Raw genomic sequence first — 21171 nt, forward strand, 5'->3', positions numbered from 1 at the left:
ATAAAATCCCCCGCCGTTTAGCTTCCGCTAACTTAAATTAATTGATTTTGACTTGGTGAGAGAAAGTGCTTAAGACACACATCATTACAAACGAGATCCATTTGCAAGAGTTTGCAGACTCTTTCCAGAGGTTTTCCGAATTTGAGGTTAGCATAACCTATCTGAAGGGAGCTCATGTTCGTGTATTCAAAAAAAATAACAAACTTGTTGGGGGATACGCACTAAACTCAACAATACCCTTCCGCTACTTTAGTTTTCCATTCGTAAAAAATGAGCATACGAATAATCCCAAAATACCTCCGTTATCCGAAACGGTAGAAGGGACTTGCATTTGGATGGATAAATCTCTAACAACAATGCAGCGCATCTATGTATATATTTTCTTAACTGCAGATTTTTTCCGTTCAGGAAGAAAGTATTTTCTGGGAGGAACCATCCATCCTAAAGTTAGGAAAATGCAAATGACAGCTCTCTCAAAATACATTTTTTCCATCGAACTGGATGACGGTAGAAAATATCATTACTACTATGGAAGCAGAAAGGATGCAGTTTTTGCTCTAGCAAGGTGGTTACTAAAACGTTCTAGAAAACTTTTTGACAGAAAAAAAGAACAATCTAAGCCATATTGAGTTATTTTAAACCAAAACAATGAAATCCGGATAATTGACCATACTTGTTAATTATTAAGATTTATTTTTTAAAAAGGATCTTTCAACGAAGCTTAGCATAGAGTTCCTCATTGAATACCGTAATAAAGTCATAATCATTGTTACGAAAAACTATAACTTTGTCCCGTAATTCAGCACCACCATTGCCACAACTATTCCACTCAACCTTAATCTTATTTTTATTTTGACCTTAAGATGTTTCTTTAACCAAAACTATAAGCTCCTCTGACTGAGAAATAACAACTCTCTCTTCCTCGGTGTTCAACGGCTCATTATTCATTTGCTCTTCAAAACCGACCAGGTTAATTCCGACTACATACCCCACATAAATATCTTTTGCATTATTAATACGCTCTTCATCAGAGTAATATTTTGGCCTGCAAGATAATGCATCGAAAGAGGCTAGAACTAAGAGTAACGTTATTAAAATTTTCATATTGACTGCTCACACTTCAAACAATGACCGAGTACAAAGAAGTTTAGCACCCACTTAATGGTGCGACCTTGATTGGCATTGACTGGCATTGATTGGCTTAGCGATTAGTTTAGTTTGCATTTCTCAATAATATCATTTGCAAAAAGCACGCATTTTAAAGTGTCGTTAGTACCTAATGTATAGCTTTTAATATCGCCATTCGCACTTCGAATCATAATAGCTTCAGTGGTAATACCTTTATAAACATAAACCATTTTCCCAAATACATGATCCGTTGAGCTCTCAATATGTTGTGGCGCCCCAATTTTTGACTTTATTCTTTCACCAGTCGTAAAGTCATCGCTTTGGACTTCAACCTCACTTTCACTGCACCCCATGAGAAAACCCGAAAGCACAATTAAAACGAAGCTCAATCCAGTTCGAAACTTCTTCTGATAATACATATATCCTCTCTTCTTTGAGCATAATGCTTAGCACAAATAAAAAATTACTAAGAACCGTTTTCCCAATTACAAAGAAATATTAACTTTAGCTACTTTAATCATTTTGATAATCTGCATAAACATAGTTTTTATCTTCAATGAAATAAAACTTACCTTTTGCTTTCAATCGAGCTTCTTGAGTTAGACAAGCACCTCCCGCATTAACCTGAATCATATTACCTTTCTTCAAAGACTCCGATTTTCCCGAAAGTATATGAGTGATAAAGATAGATAGCGTGTGTGGAAGCTCTCTATCAGGTTGAACATATATTTTATCTGGAGCTTTTAACTTACTTTCAAAACCATCCAAATAAACACCAACAACGACACCCTCAAATACTACGCTCGCTTTAGCATGTCTAGATTCAACATCAACCATACATCCTAGTGATGTAAGTGGCACTATAATTAAAAGTAGAGTGACAATATATTTCATATCTGTAACTCAATAATAAAGTTAACGCTTCAAGCAGTAGTTCATCTACTGGTTTGCACGGTTATATGGTTTATTCTTTCTGAGCTCCGGCAATATCCCTGTAACACTGGAATCCCCTACATTAATTGGATAAGGATAGTACACATCCCAGCCAGAACAACTGGATACTCTTTTTTCAAGTGAGTCTGTGAGTATCACATAATAATTTGCGACGCTATATTTAATACCGCATGAGCCTCCATTTTCGGTGGTAAAGACATATTCCTGATCTTTTGTCTCCCCTTTAAAAGTTTCAATGACTTTAAACGTAGTTTTAATTTCCAACTCAGAATTAACAAGTTCAGTCTTTACGACATACCCGGCATATATTACTTCTGCGGCTTCAATCAGTTCAGAGGCCGACCTATCTGTGCACGTACATGAATACGCACTGAAAGAAATAAATAAAAATACGAGAACCATTACTTTATTCGTCACTAATCCTTTTTAATATAAATCTAGGTTAACGGACTCTAAGAGCCGTAAATTTCATTTTTCTCATCTTACGACATTTAGCTAATACATTTGTCACAAGAATGTCACGTTACACCTTTGAAGGAAAAAATAGGATAGTGTTTTGGCAGAATACCATTGATCAATTTTCACTCTATATTTATTACCAATAAAGACCATAGGTTATTGCCTCTATTTCTTATCTTGGCAAATTATATTTCGTATTCAACTCGTTCGAGTTTAAATATAAAACAAGGCAAGAAAAATTAATTCCATTGTCTAGTACCACGCCCTCTTATACTCCTTTGTAATACTAACGTTTAAACTCAGCTGGACGTTTTTAGCGTCGGCTGGAGTGACTTGTTAAAACTTTATTTTTTCAATACTTTTAAACGTATTTGTTTTTCGATTTCAATTATACAAAACATTATCACACCAACGGTTACAATCAACACCCCATCAAATAAACCGATTGCCTGTGTTTGAAAAATAGTTTGAAGCCATGGCGAATAAGTAATTGCAAACTGTCCTACAGTAACGACAATGATAGCGCCCCAGACAACGCGGGTACCCAGTACGGATTTTCTGTTTAATGATGTCCCGTACATATTTCGGATAAAGAAAAGATGGAATATTTCTAATACAACCAGTGTGTTCATTGCTATTGTTCGCGCTAATACCTCAGAATATCCCTTCATAATAGCGTATTCATACATACTAAACACACCAGCAAGAAACAGACTTGCGACAAGTAAGATATGCCATAAAAGCCCACCGCTTAATAGAGATTCATTGCGCTTTCTGGGCGGTCTTAGCATGGTATTTTCTTCCGTCGGCTCAAACGCCAGCGCAATACCGAGCGTAATGGCCGTAATCATATTAATCCATAAGATTTGGACGGGTGTGATAGGCAGACTCAGTCCCAACAGTAAGGCAACGATGATTGTCAAAGCCTCGCCAGCGTTAGTTGGCAACGTCCAGCTAATCACTTTCTTTATATTATCTTAGACAGTTCGACCTTCTCTTATAGCATCGACTATACTGGAGAAATTGTCGTCAGCCAGAACGATTTCAGATGCTTCTTTCGCAGCTTCGCTTCCCGTTTTACCCATTGCCACACCAACCTCGGCGCGTTTGAGTGCCGGTGCATCATTAACACCATCTCCCGTCATAGCAACAGTCATGGAATTCTCCTGTAACGCCATCACCAGACGTAATTTATGCTCCGGACTGGTGCGTGCGAAGATACCGGTATCACAGACTATAGACTTAAGCTGGTCATCATCAAGCTTATCAATTTGTTGACCGGTCAGTACCCTGTCACTGTTTAATAAACCAAGTTGCGTTCCAATTGCGGATGCAGTAATCGCATGATCTCCCGTAATCATCTTTACATCGATTCCAGCATCATGACATTTGGCTATAGACTCGATTGCTTCTTGGCGCGGCGGATCGATCAATCCCGCCAAACCCAGAAATATAAGCGAGTCTTGCACATCATCATGTTCAAGCACGGTATGTTTGGGGTTCACTGCTTTTACAGCGAACGCGAGGATGCGTCGACCACGAGCGGCAATGGCATTGGCTTGCTCTTCCCAGTATTCTATATTCAAGGATTGAGTTTTATTGTCACTATCAAGTTGTTCATGGCACATAGACAATATGGTTTCTGGCGCCCCCTTAATAAATATGAATGCTTGCTTTTCGTGGTTATGGTTAAGCGTGGCCATAAATTTGTGCTTGCTATCAAACGGAATAACATCGGTGCGTGTCCATTGCTTTCTTATCTCACCGCCTTCCATTCCGGTTTTTGACGCAAGAGCTAATAGTGCGATTTCCATTGGATCGCCGTACCCAGTCCAAAAGTCATTCTTTCGAATTAACTCCGCATCATTACAAAGAGCGACTGCCTTGCCTAATTCTTGCAATGAGGAATAGTCCTGTACTGTAATTACGTTATTATCTAATTCAATGTCACCCGATGGATCGTAACCAATTCCTTTAATCGTAAAACACTCATCACTTGTTACAATCGTATCGACCATCATTTCGTTGCGAGTAAGAGTGCCTGTTTTGTCGGAACAGATTACGGAAACGGAACCCAAGGTTTCAATCGCGGGAAGACGTCGAACAATCGCATTTCGATGCGCCATCACCTTCACACCCACGGCTAACGTGATGGTTAACACCGCAGGCAGTCCTTCAGGGATGGCGGCAACAGCAATGCCCACAACAGCCATGAATAGACTGGTAAAATCGTGGTGCAGTACGAAATAACCAAAAAGTAACATGAGTACTGAAATGGCAAGAATGAACAAGGTTAACCACCGTGCAAAAACCGCCATTTGTGATACCAGGGGTGTTTCCAATGTCTGCACGTCGGAGAGCAATCCACCAATACGTCCGATTTCCGTGTTTGCACCTGTGGCAATCACTACCCCGATACCTTGTCCACTAGTGACGGTAGTACCACTAAATCCAACACAGAAACGATCACCAAGAGGTGTTTCAAGCTCAACAGCTTTCGTCTGCTTTTCAACCGCGACTGATTCGCCGGTCAATATAGACTCCTGAATCTTTAAACCATGTGATTTGAGTAACCGTAAATCAGCGGGCACTTTGTCGCCAGTTTCCAGGAACACAATATCACCGGGCACAAGCTCCTCACTCGGTATGACCTGGCGTTTACCATCTCGTATGATCGAAGTTTGCAGGGCTAGCATATGCTGAATCGCTTCCATTGCTTTTTCTGCTTTGCCTTCTTGATAAAAACCGACAACGGCATTGATAATCACTACTGCAATAATTACAGACGTATCGATTACATGACCTAAAAGAGCCGTAATGACAGCTGCAGCGATAAGGACGTATATTAGAATATTATGGAAATGTGATAAGAAGCGCAGCAATGAACTTCGTTGCGCAGGTTCAGGGAGTTTGTTGGCACCGAAAGTCTGTAACCGCAGCTTTGCTTCATCTTCACTTAGACCTTCAAGTGATGATTCAATAGCGGCTAGCGTTTCATCAGACGATCGGCTGTGCCAGTCTTTAATATCATGCATTGTTTATAAGGATTCTTTTCGTTTTAACATTGGTGTTAACGGACCCTAAGAACCGCATATCATGATTTTTACAATACCTCTATTCTGCCATGTTTCACATGGTGAACAAGAATTTATCTCCCAAATTACTTTATAACGAAAGTACATAAAGCGGATCGAGATTCGGTAGCATACCGATGAACATTTTCACCCTAGTTTTTTTGCCAATAAATACTACTGGTTATTGCCTCTTTTTCGTATTTTGGTAATTGCTATTTTTGAATTTAATTCATTCAGTCGTAGACTAAAAACCACGAAGGTAAAGTCTTAATCACTTGTCTAGTATTCTTTGACTTCTTTTAGTACTTACGCCGAACAAACAGTCGTGAAGCGTTTAGTGAGAGTAGCGAGTGATTGTGATTTACTTTGTCAAATTTAGTCCTTAATAAGGATACCGTTTTCGTCCCATTGTTTTTTATTGTCTGTTGGTTTTCCGTTATCAAATTCAATTTCGGACTTTGGTGAACCATTTTCATACCAGAACTTTGATACGCCATGTGGAACGCCATTTTTTATTGGAATACGAAACCAAATTTGACCATTAGGATAAAAGTTTTCGTTGATACCCGTAAATGGACTACTGTCCCCTTTTAGATGAATTAGCCCATTTATATTTTCGAACTCTAAAACGCTTTTTGCAGGTGACTTTGAACCACATCCTGCCAATAGATTAAGAGATATAAGAATGACGTAAAGTGTTTCATGACTTTCCTTTTTTTGCATACAACGCTTGACGCAGCGGCCCTCAGTTGGACTTGTTAAACATGCGGTTCACCAAGCGCTAAGACGAGATTTACTCTATTATTAGATTTCTTCTGATTACACATATATCAACTCATCTTTGGAGATAAAGCTTTAAATAGTAATTTACCTAAGGCTTTGACTTGCTAGCTTACACTTGCGTTCCATATACATTAAGCTTAAGAGCTTCATTTCTCAATGATTTAAAAGCACTCCACTCTTCAATTTTTGTAAAAATCAATCTCTCTTCATATTTGCCAAGCCATAAATCCAAAGCCGAGTTTTTAATCTCATCTAAAGTATTGTTATGGGTCAAATCAAACTCACAGAACACTAATTCATAGTGTGAATATGACTCTCCTTCTTCTTCCATCTCTACTTGGTAGTGAAATGCGAAATAGAAACAAGGAGAACCGTACTCACTTCCTTGATATAATTCAGTCTGTATTCCAAGATCAGCGATTTTAGGGTTGTCTTCAGCTCTGAGCTTTGAAAACTCAACCTTAAAGACTTCCCAAACTTCTCCGACAGAGGAAGCTCCATTTTTGTTGATGGCGGAAGATAATCTAGATTCTAATAATTTGTACATGGTTATTCGTCAAGCTAACGCCCAATTGAGATGCGCGCATTGCGCATCGTACTTTAATTTCTCGCTAGGTGAGCCGTTCACTTTTATACTCACCACCAATCGTTGCAGCAATTTCTTTCGCTTTTTCTTCGACAAAAGCCAAGTTGTCGTAACAGGTTACCCATAAAAAAGGAGAGCCATTTTCAGCCGCGAAAATATCCCCATGAATTTTTCCATCACTCATAACTTTCGCAGTGGTTGGTTTTGGATTAAATTCTGTTTCTTCACCACTAAAAGGATTAATACCAATCCGTTTTTCAGGCCAAGCCAGGTATTCTTTAGATTCAATTAAATTGCACCAACTATTAATAGTGCCTTCATCTAATTCCTTAAAGTTGATTTTTCCGATAAAGTCCATGGCTTCACTCACCTAACTATTTAACAATAACTGATAACTATATTAATGCGTTTTTATCTCAATGTTATCAATATGTTCATTAATTTGCTCTAACAAAGCTTTAGACACGTCATTTATCGCATATTCTCGACCTTCAATAGCAGCTTTATAAACGGTCGAATGCGGAAAAGTTTGTACTGCAATTTTTTTGTGTGTAATGCATAAGTCACTACCTCGAGCATCTTTATAAACGCACCAAACTAAATCGTGTTTTGCTATCAATAATTCGCCTAAATATGCACCTAGACTTCCAATAATTTCGTCAGAATTTTCCTTATCTGCTTTTTCGGACTTCCGCCAACTAATGACAACACGATCAATATCATCTTCTATGTAAGTATCCTGCTCTCCCAAATACTTAACCATAATTTCTCTTCCCTTTTGAGACATCATCTTGATTTCATTCGTTTGAGCTTCACTGAGCACTAATATCTGAGGCTCACTATACGCACTCGAGGAAAATAAACCGGATATAAAACTTCACAGACCCATTAAAACTAACCTATTAATTCGTTATCTCTTTGTATTGCTAACACCTGCCATTGGTTTGGAGTTGCACAGCGGAGCAACATCAACAACCGGTATTTATTAGTTGTTTCTTTGTTTATTAGCTATTCATCATTATGTTTCTTTGACTTATTCTGCGTTGTGGCTAGAGCAACACCAAGTGCGACACCGACTCCAATGCCTAACGCCAAATTATTCAGCGCGACACCAATACCACAACCAATAGCGACACCGATGGATATTCCAAACCCTACTGCATTTCCTTTATTGTTATCTTCTATGGAAAATAAACCACGTTTGACTTTCCCAGAATCGTCATTTTTAAATGAGCTCATATTTACCTATCTTATGTTTTTTTAGTTTATAATAAGCAACTAACGCATTGCTTAACGACTTATTCCTTCCAGTTTCTATTTAGGATTTAACATCGAAAGGCCTTCTATCAGCCCACCACTCTTCTTCACTATAACTATTTTTATCATCAATTAATTTAAGACTTCGTTTTAACCATATCTTTACATAAGGCGTATTTACCTTTGCCGCTTGTTTAAACAAAGCTTTATGGTTGTCCAGATCTGAGTCTTTGTATTCGTGCTTAATATTCTGCCAAACCCAATAGTAAAGTAAATTTAGAAAAAATTCTTCCTTAGGACATAAAATATCTGAAGCGAACTTTAGATCGAGTTCAAACTCTTGTTTCCATATCAAAAAAAGCTCCCACTCTTGATGAGGCGCTTCTTCGTCAGAATAAGCCCATTCTTCAATTTCTTCGCAAGTCGGATTTTCAGGATGCTTGACCATTTAATGTTTAATCCTATTGCCGTTAGCAGCAGTCGAATGAAACGAAGTTCTGCGAGCACTGGGAGCGATGATGACAAGCCTTAACCTGAGTGAAACGACAGTTAAAAGCCTGCTACAAATGTTAGTTAGAAACCACTGCTATGCGAGACATATGTTCTATACTTATTCTTATAAATCACAGTTCTCCCTTTTTTAACGGAAACTTCTACAGTAACAAATAACTTACTTTTATCTTCGACACTGATGTGAAATTCATACTCCATTTCAGGATACAACTTATTACGATGCGTTTCTGAAGTACTTTCGCCAGGTGCAATAACCGCAGTAATTATACTACCTTCCTCTTTCATAGCAGGATCTGTATTACTTAGGGAAAATACAATAAAGTACTTACCCTTCTCAGTGGATTTATCAACTTGGAGGTATGTTTCATACTCAGCCCATGTACAAGTACTGAGTAGTATTAAAATAATTGAAACTAATATTCTCATGCTTTCTCCTTGCCACATAGCGTTCTAAAGCAGCGGTAAATAAGCAATACTAGAGGCTGTTTTTCCGCTTCCTTTTCTTGTGTTTAGTATATCATTTTAATAGATGATTTAAATCGACATACGCGCTTTCGGTACCTTCTTTCGATGGATACCTAGAAATATCTATATAAACCTCAGAGTTTTTAGTTTCAAACTTCCATAACTCCCATTGATCCATGTTTTCAGAAGCATATCGCTTTAGAAGTTGAATCATTTGCAAGAATTCATCTTTATTTAGCTCTTTATCTAAAGACAACTCTGAGTACCTTTCAATTTAATTACATAACATTGGAGTTAACGGCCGCCGAAAACCGCATATTTAATATCCTTCAGCTTAACATATTTTGCTTAACTCTTTGCCACAAAAGGCTTACAACAGTGTCATATTAAGCCTTTAAGGATTAATGCAATCTCAGTAATGAAAACAGTCAGAATAAAACGAGGTTCTGCGAGCTCAGAGAGCGGTCAGGCTATCTGGAGCACATCAATTAACGGAGCCGATTGCTGGCGTTTGTGAGTGTTAAGACTGAACATCTGCATATAACTCTCTAGCCTGCACATAAAAATTACAATTCTTTAATGTAACGAAATCTTGACTAGACTCATTTGCGCCAATAGCCACCAAAACACTTGAGTTTCGCCAAACCACTTCAAGACTATTACGAAAACCAGAAAGTCCAAAGAATTCAGCTTCACTGGGACTAATAATTTTAAACTCCTGAATACCAACCAACTTGATTGTACAATTTACAACAGCTCCCTCGGAATACGCTTCTATCAGGATAAAATCTTCATTCAGACGAATATCGACCCGCTCGACATTACCACCCTCTAACCGAAACACACTATCTAGAAAGTCTTCTGTATTTCCTTCGACTATTCTTTTCATAATTATTCCAAACTAACGTTTTCAAACGGTAACGACCAAACGCGAATGTAATGAGCGAGTAGACATCACGCAGCTTTATTTAGTTGAAATTTCAATCATTTATATGACTGTCTTTACTCAATGCTAAATCGATTCCATCATTGTTTTGGATAGCAGTATCATTTGGCCCTTTCAAAGGTTTGGTCGAAGCATCAGGCTTATGTAAATAAATACAGATGACTGCTCCAGCGGCAGGAATTAACCAGATAAATATGAGTTGATATACCTTTTGTGCCCTTTCTGCATGCTCAGATTTGATTAGACGAGCACTAGCCCAAACATTGAATAAGACCAATGTAGCTAAAATCATATAAATTACTAAAATATCCATAGTTAATTTTAACGCCTATAGAAAAAGCCGCAAAATCGCGAAGTATTTTCGCTGTCTAAAGCAACTTGTTTCGTGATCTTCTTGTATTTGTTCGTCATTAAGCACTTGTTTCCCAGTAAAATCTAATAAATAAATTTCCATGTTTCAGTATTCAATATCATTCAGAAGTAGAAAAAGTAGTAATTTTTCCTGCTGACTTTGATTGTTATAGTCGTATCCCACTTACAGCCATTTGGAAGTTTTTCAGGCCAAATTTAAATAACTTAACTCCACAATAAAATATAAATACCGATAATGGTAAAAAAGCTAGACCTGCCGCAATATAATACAAACTAGATTCGTCATGAAAAAACGATATAATCTCACTAAGTCCTCGAAATCCAACTCCAATCCCAATAGCCATAATGACTAACCCCGCTGTCCAGCCGAATATAAAGACTGGAATACAGAGCCAGCGCTGTTTTGATGTTAGGCGCTTCGCCTTTAACTCTTCATAACGCTCTTGGTATTTATTCATATTCACTAACGCATTGACAATTATAGCCGTTTGATCTCATTTCGCTCTTCTGTCGCCCATTCGTGGAAAAGATCAGCTATGTACTCTTCAAGCTCATCTTCTTCCAGCGAGGAAGGTATCGATATGTCATTAGCTTTACGCTTTACGCCGCCGTTCCCACAGTAGAACGCCAACCGCTGGTCTTTTGTACGTACTACTTCAAGTATCTTTCTTCCGAAAATATCAAACTTCATAGTCTTTACAGTTAACGCTCTCATAATGAGCAAATTATGCTTGGCCAAATTAGCATTGAACGAGCGTCAACCAAGCTTTAAACGTCCGTTCATTAATGAGCTTGTTATATGGTTATTGTTCAAGACCTATGAACGATAACCCCTTTAGCTATTTCTACATCTAATATGAACATTGAGAATTCATATCCTGAAGTTAAATAATAAATACTAGGTTCATCTTCATGGAACCTTAATTCAACTTCAGCTACTTCCTCGTCGTAATATTCTCTTTCATCGAAGAAGCTAAATACACAAGCTACATTTTCGAAGTGTTCACTATACACTCTAACCCAATTAACTTTTCCATAGTACCTATAACCATATGGAGGTCTAGGTATTTTCTGAAAAGTTATTTTCGCGAGAATGGACAATCAAATCTCCTTGCAATATATCGTTTTAAAGCAGCGGCAAGTAAGCGATACTAGAGGCTATTTTTTCGGCTTCCTTTTCTTGTGTTTGTATATTATTTTAATAGATGACTTAAGTCGACGTACGCGCTTTCGGTACCTTCTTTCGATGGATACCTAGAAATATCTATGTAAACCTCAGAATATTTAGTATCAAATTTCCATAACTCCCATTGATCCATATTTTCAGAAGCATATCGCTTTAGAAGTTGAATCATTTGTAAGAATTCATCTTTATTTAGCTCTTTCTCTGAAGACATCTCTGGGTACCCTTCAATTTAATTACATAACATTAGAACCACTTATTGCGATGTCCATTCATATGGCTAATTATAATGAGCACTTTCACAATAGTCTTAAATAATTTTGTTAGACGATAAGATAATCAGTACGCATCCGAAGGCGAAACCAAACAAACCTAAGCCAATGCCAAGTCTTAGGTGTTGATTAAAAACTGATTCAAAAAGAACCTCATCTATCACAGCCAACACTAATAACACGAATAATATTATCAAACTAATATAAGTAACATATCCAGCCCAGTGCTCTGACTTCGAATGACTTTCATGGAGCAAGCCCAAGTCATATAAAATTTTTTTTACTCTAGTCACATATACACCTTTTGCATATAACGCCAAAAGAAGGCGTTCGTATTTTGCATTGCTTGCCTTGCGTAGTTATGAATTGTATATGTTATAGAAAATAGCATCTTTCTGCTCATCACTTTCAGTTACTATAACTGCATCTAATTGAATTTCTGCCTTACTGTCTAGACTGCCATGTATATCGTTACTCACTAATACTTTCATTCCAAAGAATTCTTCTGGCTTTGCTGACTTTACTGAGTCGATTATCGAATTTGCAAATTCAATTAGTTGTTCTTTGGTTCCAATTAAATATGACTCGTTCTCACCAGTTTGATAAGTAATTAAAGGTTTATTTGCTTTCAACAAAATACACTCCTAGTCTGAACGCTTATAGTTCATAAAACGTCTAGCTCAACACTTGGCTTTTGGTCATCCTCTGAAGCTTCTTGTATAAGTTGTTCTTAACAACTTTCATCTCCAGAACCACTATCACTTAGGTTGCTACCAATGATAGAATCGAGAATAGATGAATCATCACTTTTATTTTGGATTTTCTTCTTTCTAGTCGATTTTGTATTAATCTTAGGGCTTAATGGAGATTCATTTACAGCACCACAAAATGGACACTTTGTTGAAGAAGAGCTAGCAGAAAAAGGAAGCTCACTATTACATTGAAAACACTTTCTAAATTCCATTTGTTACTCTTTTAATCTTATAATATTTAGGCAAACCGACACTAGGAACCGTATATTTAATACCTCTAATTTTAACACAATTTGAAAAGTAATTTTTGCCACTTCAAATTTAAAGCCTGGCTATTCACTACACTTGTTACCCATCGTGAATGAAATTAAAACATCCTATACGCTCATTTCTTCATCTCTACTGTCTGAGTTAACAAACTTAACAAAGGCTTTAGGCAACTCGTTTGGATCGTGGGTTCGACAAAGAGATGGTTTAACCTTACTTTGCCTCGCTTGTTCTGCAGCTCCGGCTTGATAACCAATCAGAAGCGTCGTACAGGCTGCAATGGAACCTTGCTCACTAAGTTCATTATGCTTTCCAACACAAACATCTCTCCAATACCCTCCAGTGCCATATGTAAATCCAGTCGCGGCTGAATAAAAACTGGTAAAAACGAGAAAAAGTACGAACAAGTTTCTCATAACTGCTCCTGTGTTTAGCTCGGCTCTGCTCAGAGTAGTGCGGAGCTTGAATTGGTAGCCTTGTTATGTGTTGGGGATTAATTTAGTTAATTAACTTGTTTAAACCTAAGCCAAAACCATACCACATTAATGTCACTACACACATTGCTACATATATTAGCACTAATGTTAAAGTATGATTCTTTTCAATTTCTTCGTCGTCACCACCTACTATGGATCCGGTAAGCTTTCTTTGCCAAAACCTTTTCAAGACGCGGTAGATCGTTTGAAATAATGCACCTATAAATACGGCATAGAATATATTGACCTCTTTGTAACCTAGAACAGAAAATGCAATAATTAATGCAGTTCCGATTACAAATGTGTAAATAAAGTATGCCACTGAATATTCAGAGTTTATATCTTCATTTACTCTGTCTTTTTTTCCTATCATTTATTTTTCTCGTATTTTTCGTAAACATAAAACTTAATTTCAAAACTTCACATTCTACAGACACCCTGCCTTTTCTTTTTTGTCAGCTACATATGCCTTATAAGACGGGTACCCATCTAGCTCAATAGTTACACCGGGGTTCTTTCGACTAAATATTTCGTTTTCAGAAATACTTTTATCAAGCATCAAACAAGCTTTCTTCACATTACCTGCTATTGAATAAGTGAAGCCAATGCGTAAATACACATTAGTTAAAGAATCATGTTCTTCGTTTTCAATATAGAAAGCCTCAGCTCTTTCAAAATACTCTATAGACTTGGCAAGTCGGTTCTCATAGGTAACACCAGGCTCAACAAAACCTTTTTCTATAAATCTTTCCTTGTACCTATCGACTGCATAGGAACTTAGAAATAATCCATATACTCTATTTAATTCAGCAAGCCCCGCTTTATCAGATTTTTTGAGATATATTGCCCTAGCCTCATCAAGGAGTTTTTCAGCTGGAATAGCTCAATATTTCTGCTCAAAAAGCCACTTAGCTTGCACCACTTTTTCACTGGGATCACTTGTATACGGAACCAAAGCAGCAGAACAGCCCGCCAGAGTAAAACAATTAATAAAATAGATATAAAACGCAATGTGAACTCCTTATCAAATATAATGATTTAAGAAAAGGTGCGCGATAGCACTAATTTTCGGTCTTCTCGAGCTGATTGTTAACCTTGATTTTTAATCCAAGATTGAAAGTTCTCGCTTAAGAATGGAGCTAGTTTATCATAAGATTCCCAAGTATCTGGCACTTCATATAAATGCTCGATATTCTCACCCAAGCAATTTTCATAAACAGAGTAATAGGGAGCTTCGTCAGATGCATAAAAGAAATGCGTGAAAGCATTACCTATTTCATTTAGATCTTCATCTGTAAATTTTTCATCACAATTTTCGATGAACCACTGACCAGGAGTGTTTTTACGTTCTCTTAGTATTGCTAAACTTTCAGGAAGTTCATCGGTGTGTAATTCACCACCGAGATCATTAAGCAGACACCAAGTTACAAACATACCAATATGTGTTGCGCCTGCTTCAGTGGGAAGATTCTCAGGAAAGTCTCCTCCATAGTGCCATGAGGCATCATCATACTTCATTACTATTTCCTTTTTAAGATTAACGCTTTATGACCCGCGCCGCGAGGCGCCAGGTTGATTAACTTGTTAGGCGAACCACTACACCTTATATAATTCAATATCATATGGCTCCGCCAACACTATGTAATTGCCACACGGTGAAAATGATGCAACAAACCAGTCACCAGAAAGTGTTTGAAATTCGATTACAGTTTCTTTCCCTGCTATTTATATTTTTAGATGAATTAAAATCATTTGGATCAACATCTAAGATTTCGCACTCAGGGTCATCACCAATAACAACTTTATAAACATCATCATAATCGCAAACGTAAAAAATTCACTTTCCGGGAGAGATACTCCTCTGATTCTCTCACTTGTTTTCGGCAGGTTTACTAATGCCATATTTTAACGCCAAGATGTATCACGGAAGAAGCGTAGCTTCTGGAGTTGATACCATCGACTTGTTACCCCTTTGTCCTTTTGGTGGACTTAATCTTTCCCGTTGTAACATCAAAAGTGTATGTCCATCCGTCGATGGTATGCAGTTCGAATGTATTTGTGTAATCAAGGTGCAAGCGAAGCCTTAAGCGTTCGGCTTCTGTGACTTCATCATCCATTGGTGATGGAGCCTGCCAAAAATAGTGGCTAACTGTAGGTACCACCTTGCTCTTATCCTTGACGAGATCAGCGGTCGAATATTGTTCTAGTAGCTTTCCCTCCTCGTAGAATGCTATGGCCAGGTCTTCTTTGGCTGGCTCCATCCCGACGCTCCAGGGCCCCATCCTTACTAGGTATCTACCATTTCTGGAAACAAAAACCGAAGACGAATACCAACCCTTGGTGCGGTAAAGCTCCTTGAGGGTTCCATCCTCTTGAACTTTGTAGGCAACTCCAAACGCCTCCTTTTCAACCTCATATTCTCGGTCATATCTTCTGGGCACCATAGTGAAAACGACATCAGATGAATTTTCACTGGTAAACGCCAATGGAAAGGGCCGCGCGGGGCTATCAGCTTTCAAAAGGGGGACGCAGATCAGGTAGACCAGAGATAGTGCGAAGAGCTTTATGATTTTGGGATAAAACCAAAAGCATGCGTATGATTTTCGCGTCGTTTTTACCATTGCCTTGTTATCGGCCATTAATCACCTCCACCATTGCTATCAGAGTAGCAATAAATTGAACTAGTATCATAATAAGTACTAGAATAATTATCACCTGTTAAAACACCACTTTTAATTAAAGGAGTTCAAACCATTTTATAGACAAGTACAGGCCCTATTATAGGGACTAACCAGTTAAGCAGTAACATCCAGCGCTTTTTGTGCTTACTGAAGAAAAACGATTCCATGATCGAAATAGTTTCAAGTAGTGCGAAAACAACAAAAGTAAAAGCTATTCCCATCAATATAAACTTAATAGTCACACTCGCTCCTTTGGCTTTTAACGATTAATTAAATTGTTGGGCTTATTTTTCGCCTAGTCCATTTCAAATCTTTGTTCCATGCTATCATCTAGTTCAATTCTGAAACCAGGACCTTGGGTTTCTTCCTCATCATATCCGATATGTATATGAGTGTCAGAGGCTGCAGACTTTGCAAGTTGCTAGAATATTTGAGAAAACGCAACGCAAGTTTTTTATTCAGCTTCAAAACCAGAAGAAGCTTTGGTGCAAAACGAGAAAGTCGCGCAACTAATAACTACCAGGAGGAGTGTTAGGTGATTCACTTAGTATTCTTATTCTCAAAATAAGAATACTAGCAAACCATACTGTTGAGCGGAAGCTTGTTGTTGGGACTAGTAAAACACTCGTATTATGTTGGGATTAAGCTGCTACCAATCCACACTATTCGGCTTTTGCAGGTATAGACTGACAAAAGCCGTCAAGATAGATGTATTAATAAAAAATAATTTCTGGATCTGGCGGATAATAATCGACAGCCAGCTGTCTAGGTTTCTTCTGATATTGATTAACAATCAGGTTTTCAGAAATCGTGGGATTATCTTGTCTAAAACGGCTTTTCACTGAGCTAAAGCTATCACTAATCTCTATTGAGTCAAGATAAGGTCGCTTGTCCCAATGCATAACAATCTCAATATCACCAATATAATTCACCTTTTTCGGCTCAACTAAAAAACACCAATCTTTGTAATTATAAAATGATAAATGGTGTGAACTTGCTGATATTCCTTTAAAACAATACTTTCCAGGCTCTAAAATAGTGACCAATTGTTGCTTAGGTTCATCGATTGATATCTTCCGACTACCATTCGCGCCTTCTCGATAGATGTATAAATTTGGCGCAGTGTTTCTGTCATAATCAATCGATAAATTCATGATCGCCAAGGTTCTACCATTGGCTAATGAACGCTTCGGATCGACATTAATCAACACACATCCATTGATCAAGCATATGACAGTTAAAACTAAAGTTGTCCGTAAAAACATGAATCACCCTCTCCCTAGCATAAAATGGTTAAATTAACACTAACGATAAAACCAACAGTGTCAAGCCGCCAAAATACCACATGACTTGCCGTTCAAAAGACATCACCGTACTGTGAGACTTGGACTGAATTCGCCAAGCACTTAATGAGGTAACAACAAAAAAGAAACCAACCACTAAAAATATCTTAATAAGAATAGCCACAATAAATTCTCTCTACCTTTTCCTTAAACTAAAACGATAACCGTCATCCCAGATAGCTAAGTTTGCTATTTTATCGTGCCAATCCCATGAAATGCTACACAATTATTTCACAAAGAAATAATCAATTCGACCATCTTTTAATCGATTCTCGATAAACCAAGCGCTAAATAATAATTTTCTACTGCTATTATCGAAGACCACTCTGATTTTATTCTCAATACCAAACCGAGTCACTTCAAACAATTCAGTTACCCAATAGTTTAAGTCACAAATACAAGTTGCTATCGGCACCGACGGTTTTTGAACAGATTCTATGTTATTAGTTCACTGATTTTTTAGGACAGAATTGATAAGCTTTCCCAAGAAATCAAAGCTGATTAAATATCATCCAGCTCTTATTGCATAAAAGGGATTATTTGTGTTTTTAGTTATTATCGCGCTAATTGTTGTTACAGCCTGGTTTTACACGTTTAAGTCTAAAAACGGAAACCGACATTCAGTAGAAATAAAGAAGAATGAACTCGTCCGATTGTGTCGCGGAAATGAGCGTCAAGCCATGCGTCTTTTGGACTACGAACTGAACAGAAAACCGAGTATCAGTCAGGAAGCTGCCATTGATAACGCTATCTACCGGCTAAAAAGAGACTGACCGTTGCGCTCCAATGAGATAAATACAGCAATTTTAAAGCACCAATTGTGCAAGAAGTATTGAGCTTAAGCCCTGTCGATAATTCAAAAGGGGCTTTTATAAACAGCCATTAAATCCGCTCCGCGATGACAGAGACACACTGGTTCGTACCAAGTCGACTCGTTCGTACACCCCCTGTTCCGCCCAAACAAGAAATCATTCGGTTTTGTTATCGACTTGATCAGTATCTTCATGAATTTTACAGACACTATATTTCATAACGATATCTGAAAAATCACTTATTTATGCACTTCCAAAGTTGATTTACCCTTATATTTCAAACAGTTAAAAAATTCCCATCTAAGCTATTCTCGGATATAAAATGAATTGCTTCCTTTTATTATCTGAGACCGAATCCTTTTAAAGTGCGCCACCGTCACACTCTCAACATCGCTAATTAAGAGTAAGAAATGACTCAATCAAACAACACTATTCGTTCCTCAAAGGACAAACTGGCAATCATTATTGGAGCTACGAGTGGGACAGGCCTGGCGTTGACTCACCGTTTTGCTAAAGCTGGAATGCAGGTTATCGGATTAGGTCGCAACTTAGAAAAGCTCAATAGCTCGAGTTTTCCAACATCCAATACGCAATTTATAGAGTGCGACGGCTCAAGAACCGAGTCTGCTGACCACTTTCTTTCCAAATATAAGCCTGACTTAATTGTTATTACAGGAGGAACTCACCCCAAAATGTCGCCCATTAACCAAATGGATTGGGCTGAGTTTAGCGAGCCTTGGAATAATGACACAAAAATAACTTTCGAATGGACCAAAGCTGTTATCAACCATTACCGAGAAAATAAGCATCTTACTCCGATTAAAATGATCAGTATTTCGAGCGGAGCCGCTCTTCATGGCTCACCGCTATCTGGAGGCTATGCTGGCGCGAAAAGAATGCAAACATTTATCACCGAATATGGACAAATCGAAGCCGATGCCTACGATCTGCCAATAACGTTTTTATCGATTACTCCTAAACAATTGATTGAAGGTACCGATATCGCTTTGAGCGCCTCAAGCGTCTATGCTATGAGAAAAGGAATAACGCAAAATGAATTCATGGCACAGTGGAAGAAACCACTCACTCTGGAATTAGTTGCACAACAGATAGAAAGTATTGTGAGCAATGATAAGTCTGGTGGCTGTACTTATTTGCTCAGCGGAGATGGATTTGAAAGGTTGAGTTAAACAATGAAAAAAGAACCCGAAAAAACTGCTCCTATTACAGTCAACAACAAAGACCAATTTGAATCAGCCGTATCTTGCTTACGATCTGAAATACACGCTTACTGCGCGCGGATGAGTGGTTCCGTTATTGACGGAGAGGATATTCTGCAAACAACCCTGATTAAAGCGTTTCAATCGTATGAGCGTGCGTTGCCAATTTTAAACTTTAGAGCCTGGTTATACCGAATTGCCCACAACTGCTCAATTGACATGTTTAGAGAACAGCAAAAGCAAAATTTATTGATAGAAGAAATCATGATGAATGATAAAAGTGAAGATAATGAAGAAATGCCGTTATTAAGCGATAACCTAAAACAATTAATGATATTACCGCCTCTACAACGAAGTGTTATCATATTTCGTGAATTGTTTGGCTACAGTGCAAATGATATTGCCGAATTGTTACTCACGACTCCCGCAGCAATTAAATCGGCACTTAGCAGAGCACGGGCATCGCTATCTAACTTCGACAATGAAGAAGCTAACGATCAGAACGTAAAACAACAACCGCTTTCAGAACATCAACATGAGTCGTTAACACTCATAAAGCACTACATAGAGCTTTTTAACGAACGAAAGTTTGATGAAATAAAATCCATTCTTAGAGATGAAGTTAAATTGGACATGGTGAATAAAACCACAATGAATGGAAAGCAAGAGGTCTGTCGATACTTTGATAATTACTCACAAAAAGATGACTGGCATTTAGAACCAGGTTTTATTGAAGGTAAACCGGCTGTATTGGCTTTTGATCCTAAATCAAACGACAGCATTCCTAAGTACTTTATTCTTCTAGAATTTAAAAGTGATACTTTACGCTTCATCCGCGATTTTCGTTATGCCGACTACGTAATGAAACATGCTCACTGGCAACGTTTAGGTTAGTCCAGATATTTTATTTCAGTGGGATTCAACTTTAGGGGCTTATTTCTGAAAAGGATTATTGCCTTTTCAAGCAGTGAGCAAAAAACATTGTCAGATATTCTTTCCACTATCATATTAAAATAATATGTAAAATTGAGCCAATATAGATGTAACTAGAGCGACTTGCAATCGAACCATCACTACAATTAGTCCCAGCTTTTTTCTTAGAGCGAACTTCAATACCATTATTTAATTGCTTTAGCAATTCACCTTTTAAAGGCTCCAAAACGGATTGCCTCCTGCAAAAACGTCAGGCTCTCCAATAAGTCGAAATGAGCTTGATGATAGTGGTTAAAACTGTTGAATAAATATTAATGAGTTCGTCATTTCTTTCGACTTTACCGCAATAGTTATCACATCGATATATAAGCCATTGCTTTTTATTTGTCCTTCACAAACTAAAGCCCAGGCATCGACTTCATTCTCAATTTCACTAAGAGCCCTCTTAGCATTCTTCATTGCTTCATGTTGTATGCTTACTTCAAAGCGCAATATTTTTCGTTTCTCACGCTTCTCTAAAATTACTAAAGGAGTCAATAACTCCTCCTTCTTGGATATCAGATACACTTCAAATAGCATGGGCCAATACAAATCCAGAAAGAATTAAAAATAGAATCATTTACCGGCATTTAGTTTCCAACTTATTAATTACAAATAGTTATCGAGATTTAGCGTGCTCACAGAATTTTTACTCA

At 37.7% G+C, this 21171-nt stretch carries 34 protein-coding genes; 5 read left to right on the forward strand and 29 right to left on the reverse strand.

The annotated features are described in order from the left end of the window. Positions 1 to 101: 101 nt before the first annotated feature. Entirely contained in the window at positions 102 to 629 is a 528-nt protein-coding gene (locus FAX86_RS02630; protein ID WP_144391779.1) for a hypothetical protein, read from the forward strand. A 229-nt stretch (positions 630 to 858) separates the two neighbouring features. Here FAX86_RS02630 and FAX86_RS02635 read toward each other — a convergent pair whose 3' ends face one another. From FAX86_RS02635 to FAX86_RS02725, 21 genes are all read right to left on the reverse strand, one after another. After that, positions 859 to 1104 carry a hypothetical protein gene (locus FAX86_RS02635; protein ID WP_144391780.1) on the reverse strand — a complete coding sequence of 82 codons (246 nt, stop codon included), beginning with the start codon at positions 1102 to 1104 and terminating at the stop codon, positions 859 to 861. 104 nt (positions 1105 to 1208) lie between these two features. Next, on the reverse strand, positions 1209 to 1547 hold the full coding sequence (locus FAX86_RS02640) for a hypothetical protein (RefSeq protein WP_144391781.1): 339 nt from the start codon (positions 1545 to 1547) through the stop codon (positions 1209 to 1211). Positions 1548 to 1641: 94 nt separating this feature from the next. Then, positions 1642 to 2022: a hypothetical protein gene (locus tag FAX86_RS02645; RefSeq protein ID WP_144391782.1), complete on the reverse strand. Its 381-nt coding sequence runs from the start codon at positions 2020 to 2022 to the stop codon at positions 1642 to 1644. 45 nt (positions 2023 to 2067) lie between these two features. Then, complete coding sequence (locus tag FAX86_RS02650) at positions 2068 to 2499, reverse strand: hypothetical protein (protein WP_144391783.1); 432 nt, start codon at positions 2497 to 2499, stop codon at positions 2068 to 2070. A gap of 386 nt (positions 2500 to 2885) precedes the next feature. Beyond that, a complete protein-coding gene (locus FAX86_RS22585) occupies positions 2886 to 3464 on the reverse strand; it encodes a cation transporting ATPase C-terminal domain-containing protein (protein WP_246128487.1) in 579 nt (192 codons plus the stop codon). 54 nt (positions 3465 to 3518) lie between these two features. After that, positions 3519 to 5576, reverse strand: a complete 2058-nt coding sequence (locus FAX86_RS02655; protein ID WP_246128488.1) for a cation-translocating P-type ATPase — start codon at positions 5574 to 5576, stop codon at positions 3519 to 3521. Between the two features lie 414 nt (positions 5577 to 5990). Next, positions 5991 to 6338: a toxin-antitoxin system YwqK family antitoxin gene (locus FAX86_RS02660; protein WP_144391784.1), complete on the reverse strand. Its 348-nt coding sequence runs from the start codon at positions 6336 to 6338 to the stop codon at positions 5991 to 5993. Between the two features lie 169 nt (positions 6339 to 6507). Beyond that, a complete protein-coding gene (locus tag FAX86_RS02665) occupies positions 6508 to 6945 on the reverse strand; it encodes a hypothetical protein (protein ID WP_144391785.1) in 438 nt (145 codons plus the stop codon). Between the two features lie 64 nt (positions 6946 to 7009). Beyond that, positions 7010 to 7342 (reverse strand): HU family DNA-binding protein, encoded by a 333-nt coding sequence (locus FAX86_RS02670; protein WP_144391786.1) that lies wholly within the window; start codon positions 7340 to 7342, stop codon positions 7010 to 7012. A 42-nt stretch (positions 7343 to 7384) separates the two neighbouring features. Next, positions 7385 to 7774: a DUF3806 domain-containing protein gene (locus FAX86_RS02675; RefSeq protein WP_144391787.1), complete on the reverse strand. Its 390-nt coding sequence runs from the start codon at positions 7772 to 7774 to the stop codon at positions 7385 to 7387. A 218-nt stretch (positions 7775 to 7992) separates the two neighbouring features. Beyond that, on the reverse strand, positions 7993 to 8223 hold the full coding sequence (locus FAX86_RS02680) for a glycine zipper domain-containing protein (RefSeq protein ID WP_144391788.1): 231 nt from the start codon (positions 8221 to 8223) through the stop codon (positions 7993 to 7995). A gap of 79 nt (positions 8224 to 8302) precedes the next feature. Further along, complete coding sequence (locus tag FAX86_RS02685) at positions 8303 to 8689, reverse strand: hypothetical protein (protein ID WP_144391789.1); 387 nt, start codon at positions 8687 to 8689, stop codon at positions 8303 to 8305. A 125-nt stretch (positions 8690 to 8814) separates the two neighbouring features. Further along, complete coding sequence (locus FAX86_RS02690) at positions 8815 to 9180, reverse strand: hypothetical protein (protein WP_144391790.1); 366 nt, start codon at positions 9178 to 9180, stop codon at positions 8815 to 8817. Positions 9181 to 9271: 91 nt separating this feature from the next. Then, positions 9272 to 9433 carry a hypothetical protein gene (locus tag FAX86_RS02695; protein WP_164503432.1) on the reverse strand — a complete coding sequence of 54 codons (162 nt, stop codon included), beginning with the start codon at positions 9431 to 9433 and terminating at the stop codon, positions 9272 to 9274. Positions 9434 to 9739: 306 nt separating this feature from the next. Next, positions 9740 to 10108, reverse strand: coding sequence for a hypothetical protein (locus FAX86_RS02700; RefSeq protein ID WP_144391792.1), 369 nt, complete (start codon positions 10106 to 10108; stop codon positions 9740 to 9742). Positions 10109 to 10199: 91 nt separating this feature from the next. Beyond that, complete coding sequence (locus FAX86_RS02705; protein ID WP_144391793.1) at positions 10200 to 10478, reverse strand: hypothetical protein; 279 nt, start codon at positions 10476 to 10478, stop codon at positions 10200 to 10202. A 205-nt stretch (positions 10479 to 10683) separates the two neighbouring features. Further along, positions 10684 to 10995 (reverse strand): hypothetical protein, encoded by a 312-nt coding sequence (locus tag FAX86_RS02710; RefSeq protein ID WP_144391794.1) that lies wholly within the window; start codon positions 10993 to 10995, stop codon positions 10684 to 10686. A 20-nt stretch (positions 10996 to 11015) separates the two neighbouring features. Then, positions 11016 to 11252: a DUF7661 family protein gene (locus FAX86_RS22845; protein ID WP_425467767.1), complete on the reverse strand. Its 237-nt coding sequence runs from the start codon at positions 11250 to 11252 to the stop codon at positions 11016 to 11018. Between the two features lie 95 nt (positions 11253 to 11347). Next, a complete protein-coding gene (locus tag FAX86_RS02715; protein WP_144391795.1) occupies positions 11348 to 11638 on the reverse strand; it encodes a hypothetical protein in 291 nt (96 codons plus the stop codon). A gap of 92 nt (positions 11639 to 11730) precedes the next feature. After that, positions 11731 to 11934, reverse strand: coding sequence for a hypothetical protein (locus FAX86_RS02720; RefSeq protein WP_144391796.1), 204 nt, complete (start codon positions 11932 to 11934; stop codon positions 11731 to 11733). Between the two features lie 417 nt (positions 11935 to 12351). Next, positions 12352 to 12627, reverse strand: a complete 276-nt coding sequence (locus FAX86_RS02725) for a hypothetical protein (protein ID WP_144391797.1) — start codon at positions 12625 to 12627, stop codon at positions 12352 to 12354. Positions 12628 to 12768: 141 nt separating this feature from the next. Between FAX86_RS02725 and FAX86_RS22125 the strand changes: the two genes are divergently transcribed. Continuing rightward, positions 12769 to 12936 (forward strand): hypothetical protein, encoded by a 168-nt coding sequence (locus tag FAX86_RS22125; protein ID WP_164503434.1) that lies wholly within the window; start codon positions 12769 to 12771, stop codon positions 12934 to 12936. Between the two features lie 185 nt (positions 12937 to 13121). On the opposite strand, the gene FAX86_RS02730 is transcribed toward FAX86_RS22125, so the two are convergent. The 7 genes from FAX86_RS02730 to FAX86_RS22130 form a co-directional block, all read right to left on the reverse strand. After that, positions 13122 to 13427 (reverse strand): hypothetical protein, encoded by a 306-nt coding sequence (locus FAX86_RS02730; RefSeq protein ID WP_144391798.1) that lies wholly within the window; start codon positions 13425 to 13427, stop codon positions 13122 to 13124. Between the two features lie 82 nt (positions 13428 to 13509). Continuing rightward, entirely contained in the window at positions 13510 to 13860 is a 351-nt protein-coding gene (locus tag FAX86_RS02735; protein WP_144391799.1) for a hypothetical protein, read from the reverse strand. 716 nt (positions 13861 to 14576) lie between these two features. Next, positions 14577 to 15005 carry a DUF7832 domain-containing protein gene (locus FAX86_RS02740; protein ID WP_144391800.1) on the reverse strand — a complete coding sequence of 143 codons (429 nt, stop codon included), beginning with the start codon at positions 15003 to 15005 and terminating at the stop codon, positions 14577 to 14579. A 446-nt stretch (positions 15006 to 15451) separates the two neighbouring features. Next, positions 15452 to 16126, reverse strand: coding sequence for a hypothetical protein (locus FAX86_RS02745; RefSeq protein ID WP_144391801.1), 675 nt, complete (start codon positions 16124 to 16126; stop codon positions 15452 to 15454). A gap of 107 nt (positions 16127 to 16233) precedes the next feature. After that, positions 16234 to 16410, reverse strand: a complete 177-nt coding sequence (locus FAX86_RS22420; protein WP_205859090.1) for a hypothetical protein — start codon at positions 16408 to 16410, stop codon at positions 16234 to 16236. 471 nt (positions 16411 to 16881) lie between these two features. After that, positions 16882 to 17433, reverse strand: a complete 552-nt coding sequence (locus FAX86_RS02750; protein WP_144391802.1) for a hypothetical protein — start codon at positions 17431 to 17433, stop codon at positions 16882 to 16884. A 28-nt stretch (positions 17434 to 17461) separates the two neighbouring features. Next, entirely contained in the window at positions 17462 to 17635 is a 174-nt protein-coding gene (locus FAX86_RS22130) for a hypothetical protein (RefSeq protein WP_164503435.1), read from the reverse strand. A 418-nt stretch (positions 17636 to 18053) separates the two neighbouring features. Between FAX86_RS22130 and FAX86_RS02755 the strand changes: the two genes are divergently transcribed. From FAX86_RS02755 to FAX86_RS02765, 3 genes are all read left to right on the forward strand, one after another. Then, a complete protein-coding gene (locus tag FAX86_RS02755; protein ID WP_144391803.1) occupies positions 18054 to 18284 on the forward strand; it encodes a hypothetical protein in 231 nt (76 codons plus the stop codon). A gap of 449 nt (positions 18285 to 18733) precedes the next feature. Continuing rightward, a complete protein-coding gene (locus FAX86_RS02760; protein WP_144391804.1) occupies positions 18734 to 19513 on the forward strand; it encodes an SDR family NAD(P)-dependent oxidoreductase in 780 nt (259 codons plus the stop codon). A 3-nt stretch (positions 19514 to 19516) separates the two neighbouring features. Continuing rightward, positions 19517 to 20437, forward strand: a complete 921-nt coding sequence (locus FAX86_RS02765; protein ID WP_144391805.1) for a sigma-70 family RNA polymerase sigma factor — start codon at positions 19517 to 19519, stop codon at positions 20435 to 20437. Positions 20438 to 20767: 330 nt separating this feature from the next. On the opposite strand, the gene FAX86_RS02770 is transcribed toward FAX86_RS02765, so the two are convergent. After that, positions 20768 to 21013, reverse strand: a complete 246-nt coding sequence (locus tag FAX86_RS02770) for a hypothetical protein (protein ID WP_144391806.1) — start codon at positions 21011 to 21013, stop codon at positions 20768 to 20770. Between the last annotated feature and the right edge of the window lie 158 nt (positions 21014 to 21171).

Source organism: Pleionea sediminis, from assembly GCF_007570825.1.
Lineage (GTDB): Bacteria > Pseudomonadota > Gammaproteobacteria > Enterobacterales > Kangiellaceae > Pleionea > Pleionea sediminis.

Excerpts from the sequence above, each read along its gene's own strand:
- FAX86_RS02690 (WP_144391790.1), bottom strand. The coding sequence starts at position 9,180 with ATGAGAATATTAGTTTCAATTATTTTAATACTACTCAGTACTTGTACA.
- FAX86_RS02640 (WP_144391781.1), bottom strand. The coding sequence starts at position 1,547 with ATGTATTATCAGAAGAAGTTTCGAACTGGATTGAGCTTCGTTTTAATT.
- FAX86_RS02680 (WP_144391788.1), bottom strand. The coding sequence starts at position 8,223 with ATGAGCTCATTTAAAAATGACGATTCTGGGAAAGTCAAACGTGGTTTA.
- FAX86_RS02665 (WP_144391785.1), bottom strand. The coding sequence starts at position 6,945 with ATGTACAAATTATTAGAATCTAGATTATCTTCCGCCATCAACAAAAAT.
- FAX86_RS02655 (WP_246128488.1), bottom strand. The coding sequence starts at position 5,576 with ATGCATGATATTAAAGACTGGCACAGCCGATCGTCTGATGAAACGCTA.
- FAX86_RS02685 (WP_144391789.1), bottom strand. The coding sequence starts at position 8,689 with ATGGTCAAGCATCCTGAAAATCCGACTTGCGAAGAAATTGAAGAATGG.
- FAX86_RS02760 (WP_144391804.1), top strand. The coding sequence starts at position 18,734 with ATGACTCAATCAAACAACACTATTCGTTCCTCAAAGGACAAACTGGCA.
- FAX86_RS02745 (WP_144391801.1), bottom strand. The coding sequence starts at position 16,126 with ATGGCCGATAACAAGGCAATGGTAAAAACGACGCGAAAATCATACGCA.
- FAX86_RS02660 (WP_144391784.1), bottom strand. The coding sequence starts at position 6,338 with ATGCAAAAAAAGGAAAGTCATGAAACACTTTACGTCATTCTTATATCT.
- FAX86_RS02705 (WP_144391793.1), bottom strand. The coding sequence starts at position 10,478 with ATGGATATTTTAGTAATTTATATGATTTTAGCTACATTGGTCTTATTC.
- FAX86_RS02695 (WP_164503432.1), bottom strand. The coding sequence starts at position 9,433 with ATGATTCAACTTCTAAAGCGATATGCTTCTGAAAACATGGATCAATGG.
- FAX86_RS02635 (WP_144391780.1), bottom strand. The coding sequence starts at position 1,104 with ATGAAAATTTTAATAACGTTACTCTTAGTTCTAGCCTCTTTCGATGCA.
- FAX86_RS02720 (WP_144391796.1), bottom strand. The coding sequence starts at position 11,934 with ATGTCTTCAGAGAAAGAGCTAAATAAAGATGAATTCTTACAAATGATT.
- FAX86_RS02740 (WP_144391800.1), bottom strand. The coding sequence starts at position 15,005 with ATGAAGTATGATGATGCCTCATGGCACTATGGAGGAGACTTTCCTGAG.
- FAX86_RS02700 (WP_144391792.1), bottom strand. The coding sequence starts at position 10,108 with ATGAAAAGAATAGTCGAAGGAAATACAGAAGACTTTCTAGATAGTGTG.
- FAX86_RS02645 (WP_144391782.1), bottom strand. The coding sequence starts at position 2,022 with ATGAAATATATTGTCACTCTACTTTTAATTATAGTGCCACTTACATCA.
- FAX86_RS02765 (WP_144391805.1), top strand. The coding sequence starts at position 19,517 with ATGAAAAAAGAACCCGAAAAAACTGCTCCTATTACAGTCAACAACAAA.
- FAX86_RS02710 (WP_144391794.1), bottom strand. The coding sequence starts at position 10,995 with ATGAATAAATACCAAGAGCGTTATGAAGAGTTAAAGGCGAAGCGCCTA.
- FAX86_RS02750 (WP_144391802.1), bottom strand. The coding sequence starts at position 17,433 with ATGTTTTTACGGACAACTTTAGTTTTAACTGTCATATGCTTGATCAAT.
- FAX86_RS02735 (WP_144391799.1), bottom strand. The coding sequence starts at position 13,860 with ATGATAGGAAAAAAAGACAGAGTAAATGAAGATATAAACTCTGAATAT.
- FAX86_RS02670 (WP_144391786.1), bottom strand. The coding sequence starts at position 7,342 with ATGGACTTTATCGGAAAAATCAACTTTAAGGAATTAGATGAAGGCACT.
- FAX86_RS22125 (WP_164503434.1), top strand. The coding sequence starts at position 12,769 with ATGATAGAATCGAGAATAGATGAATCATCACTTTTATTTTGGATTTTC.
- FAX86_RS02675 (WP_144391787.1), bottom strand. The coding sequence starts at position 7,774 with ATGATGTCTCAAAAGGGAAGAGAAATTATGGTTAAGTATTTGGGAGAG.
- FAX86_RS22845 (WP_425467767.1), bottom strand. The coding sequence starts at position 11,252 with ATGAGAGCGTTAACTGTAAAGACTATGAAGTTTGATATTTTCGGAAGA.
- FAX86_RS02730 (WP_144391798.1), bottom strand. The coding sequence starts at position 13,427 with ATGAGAAACTTGTTCGTACTTTTTCTCGTTTTTACCAGTTTTTATTCA.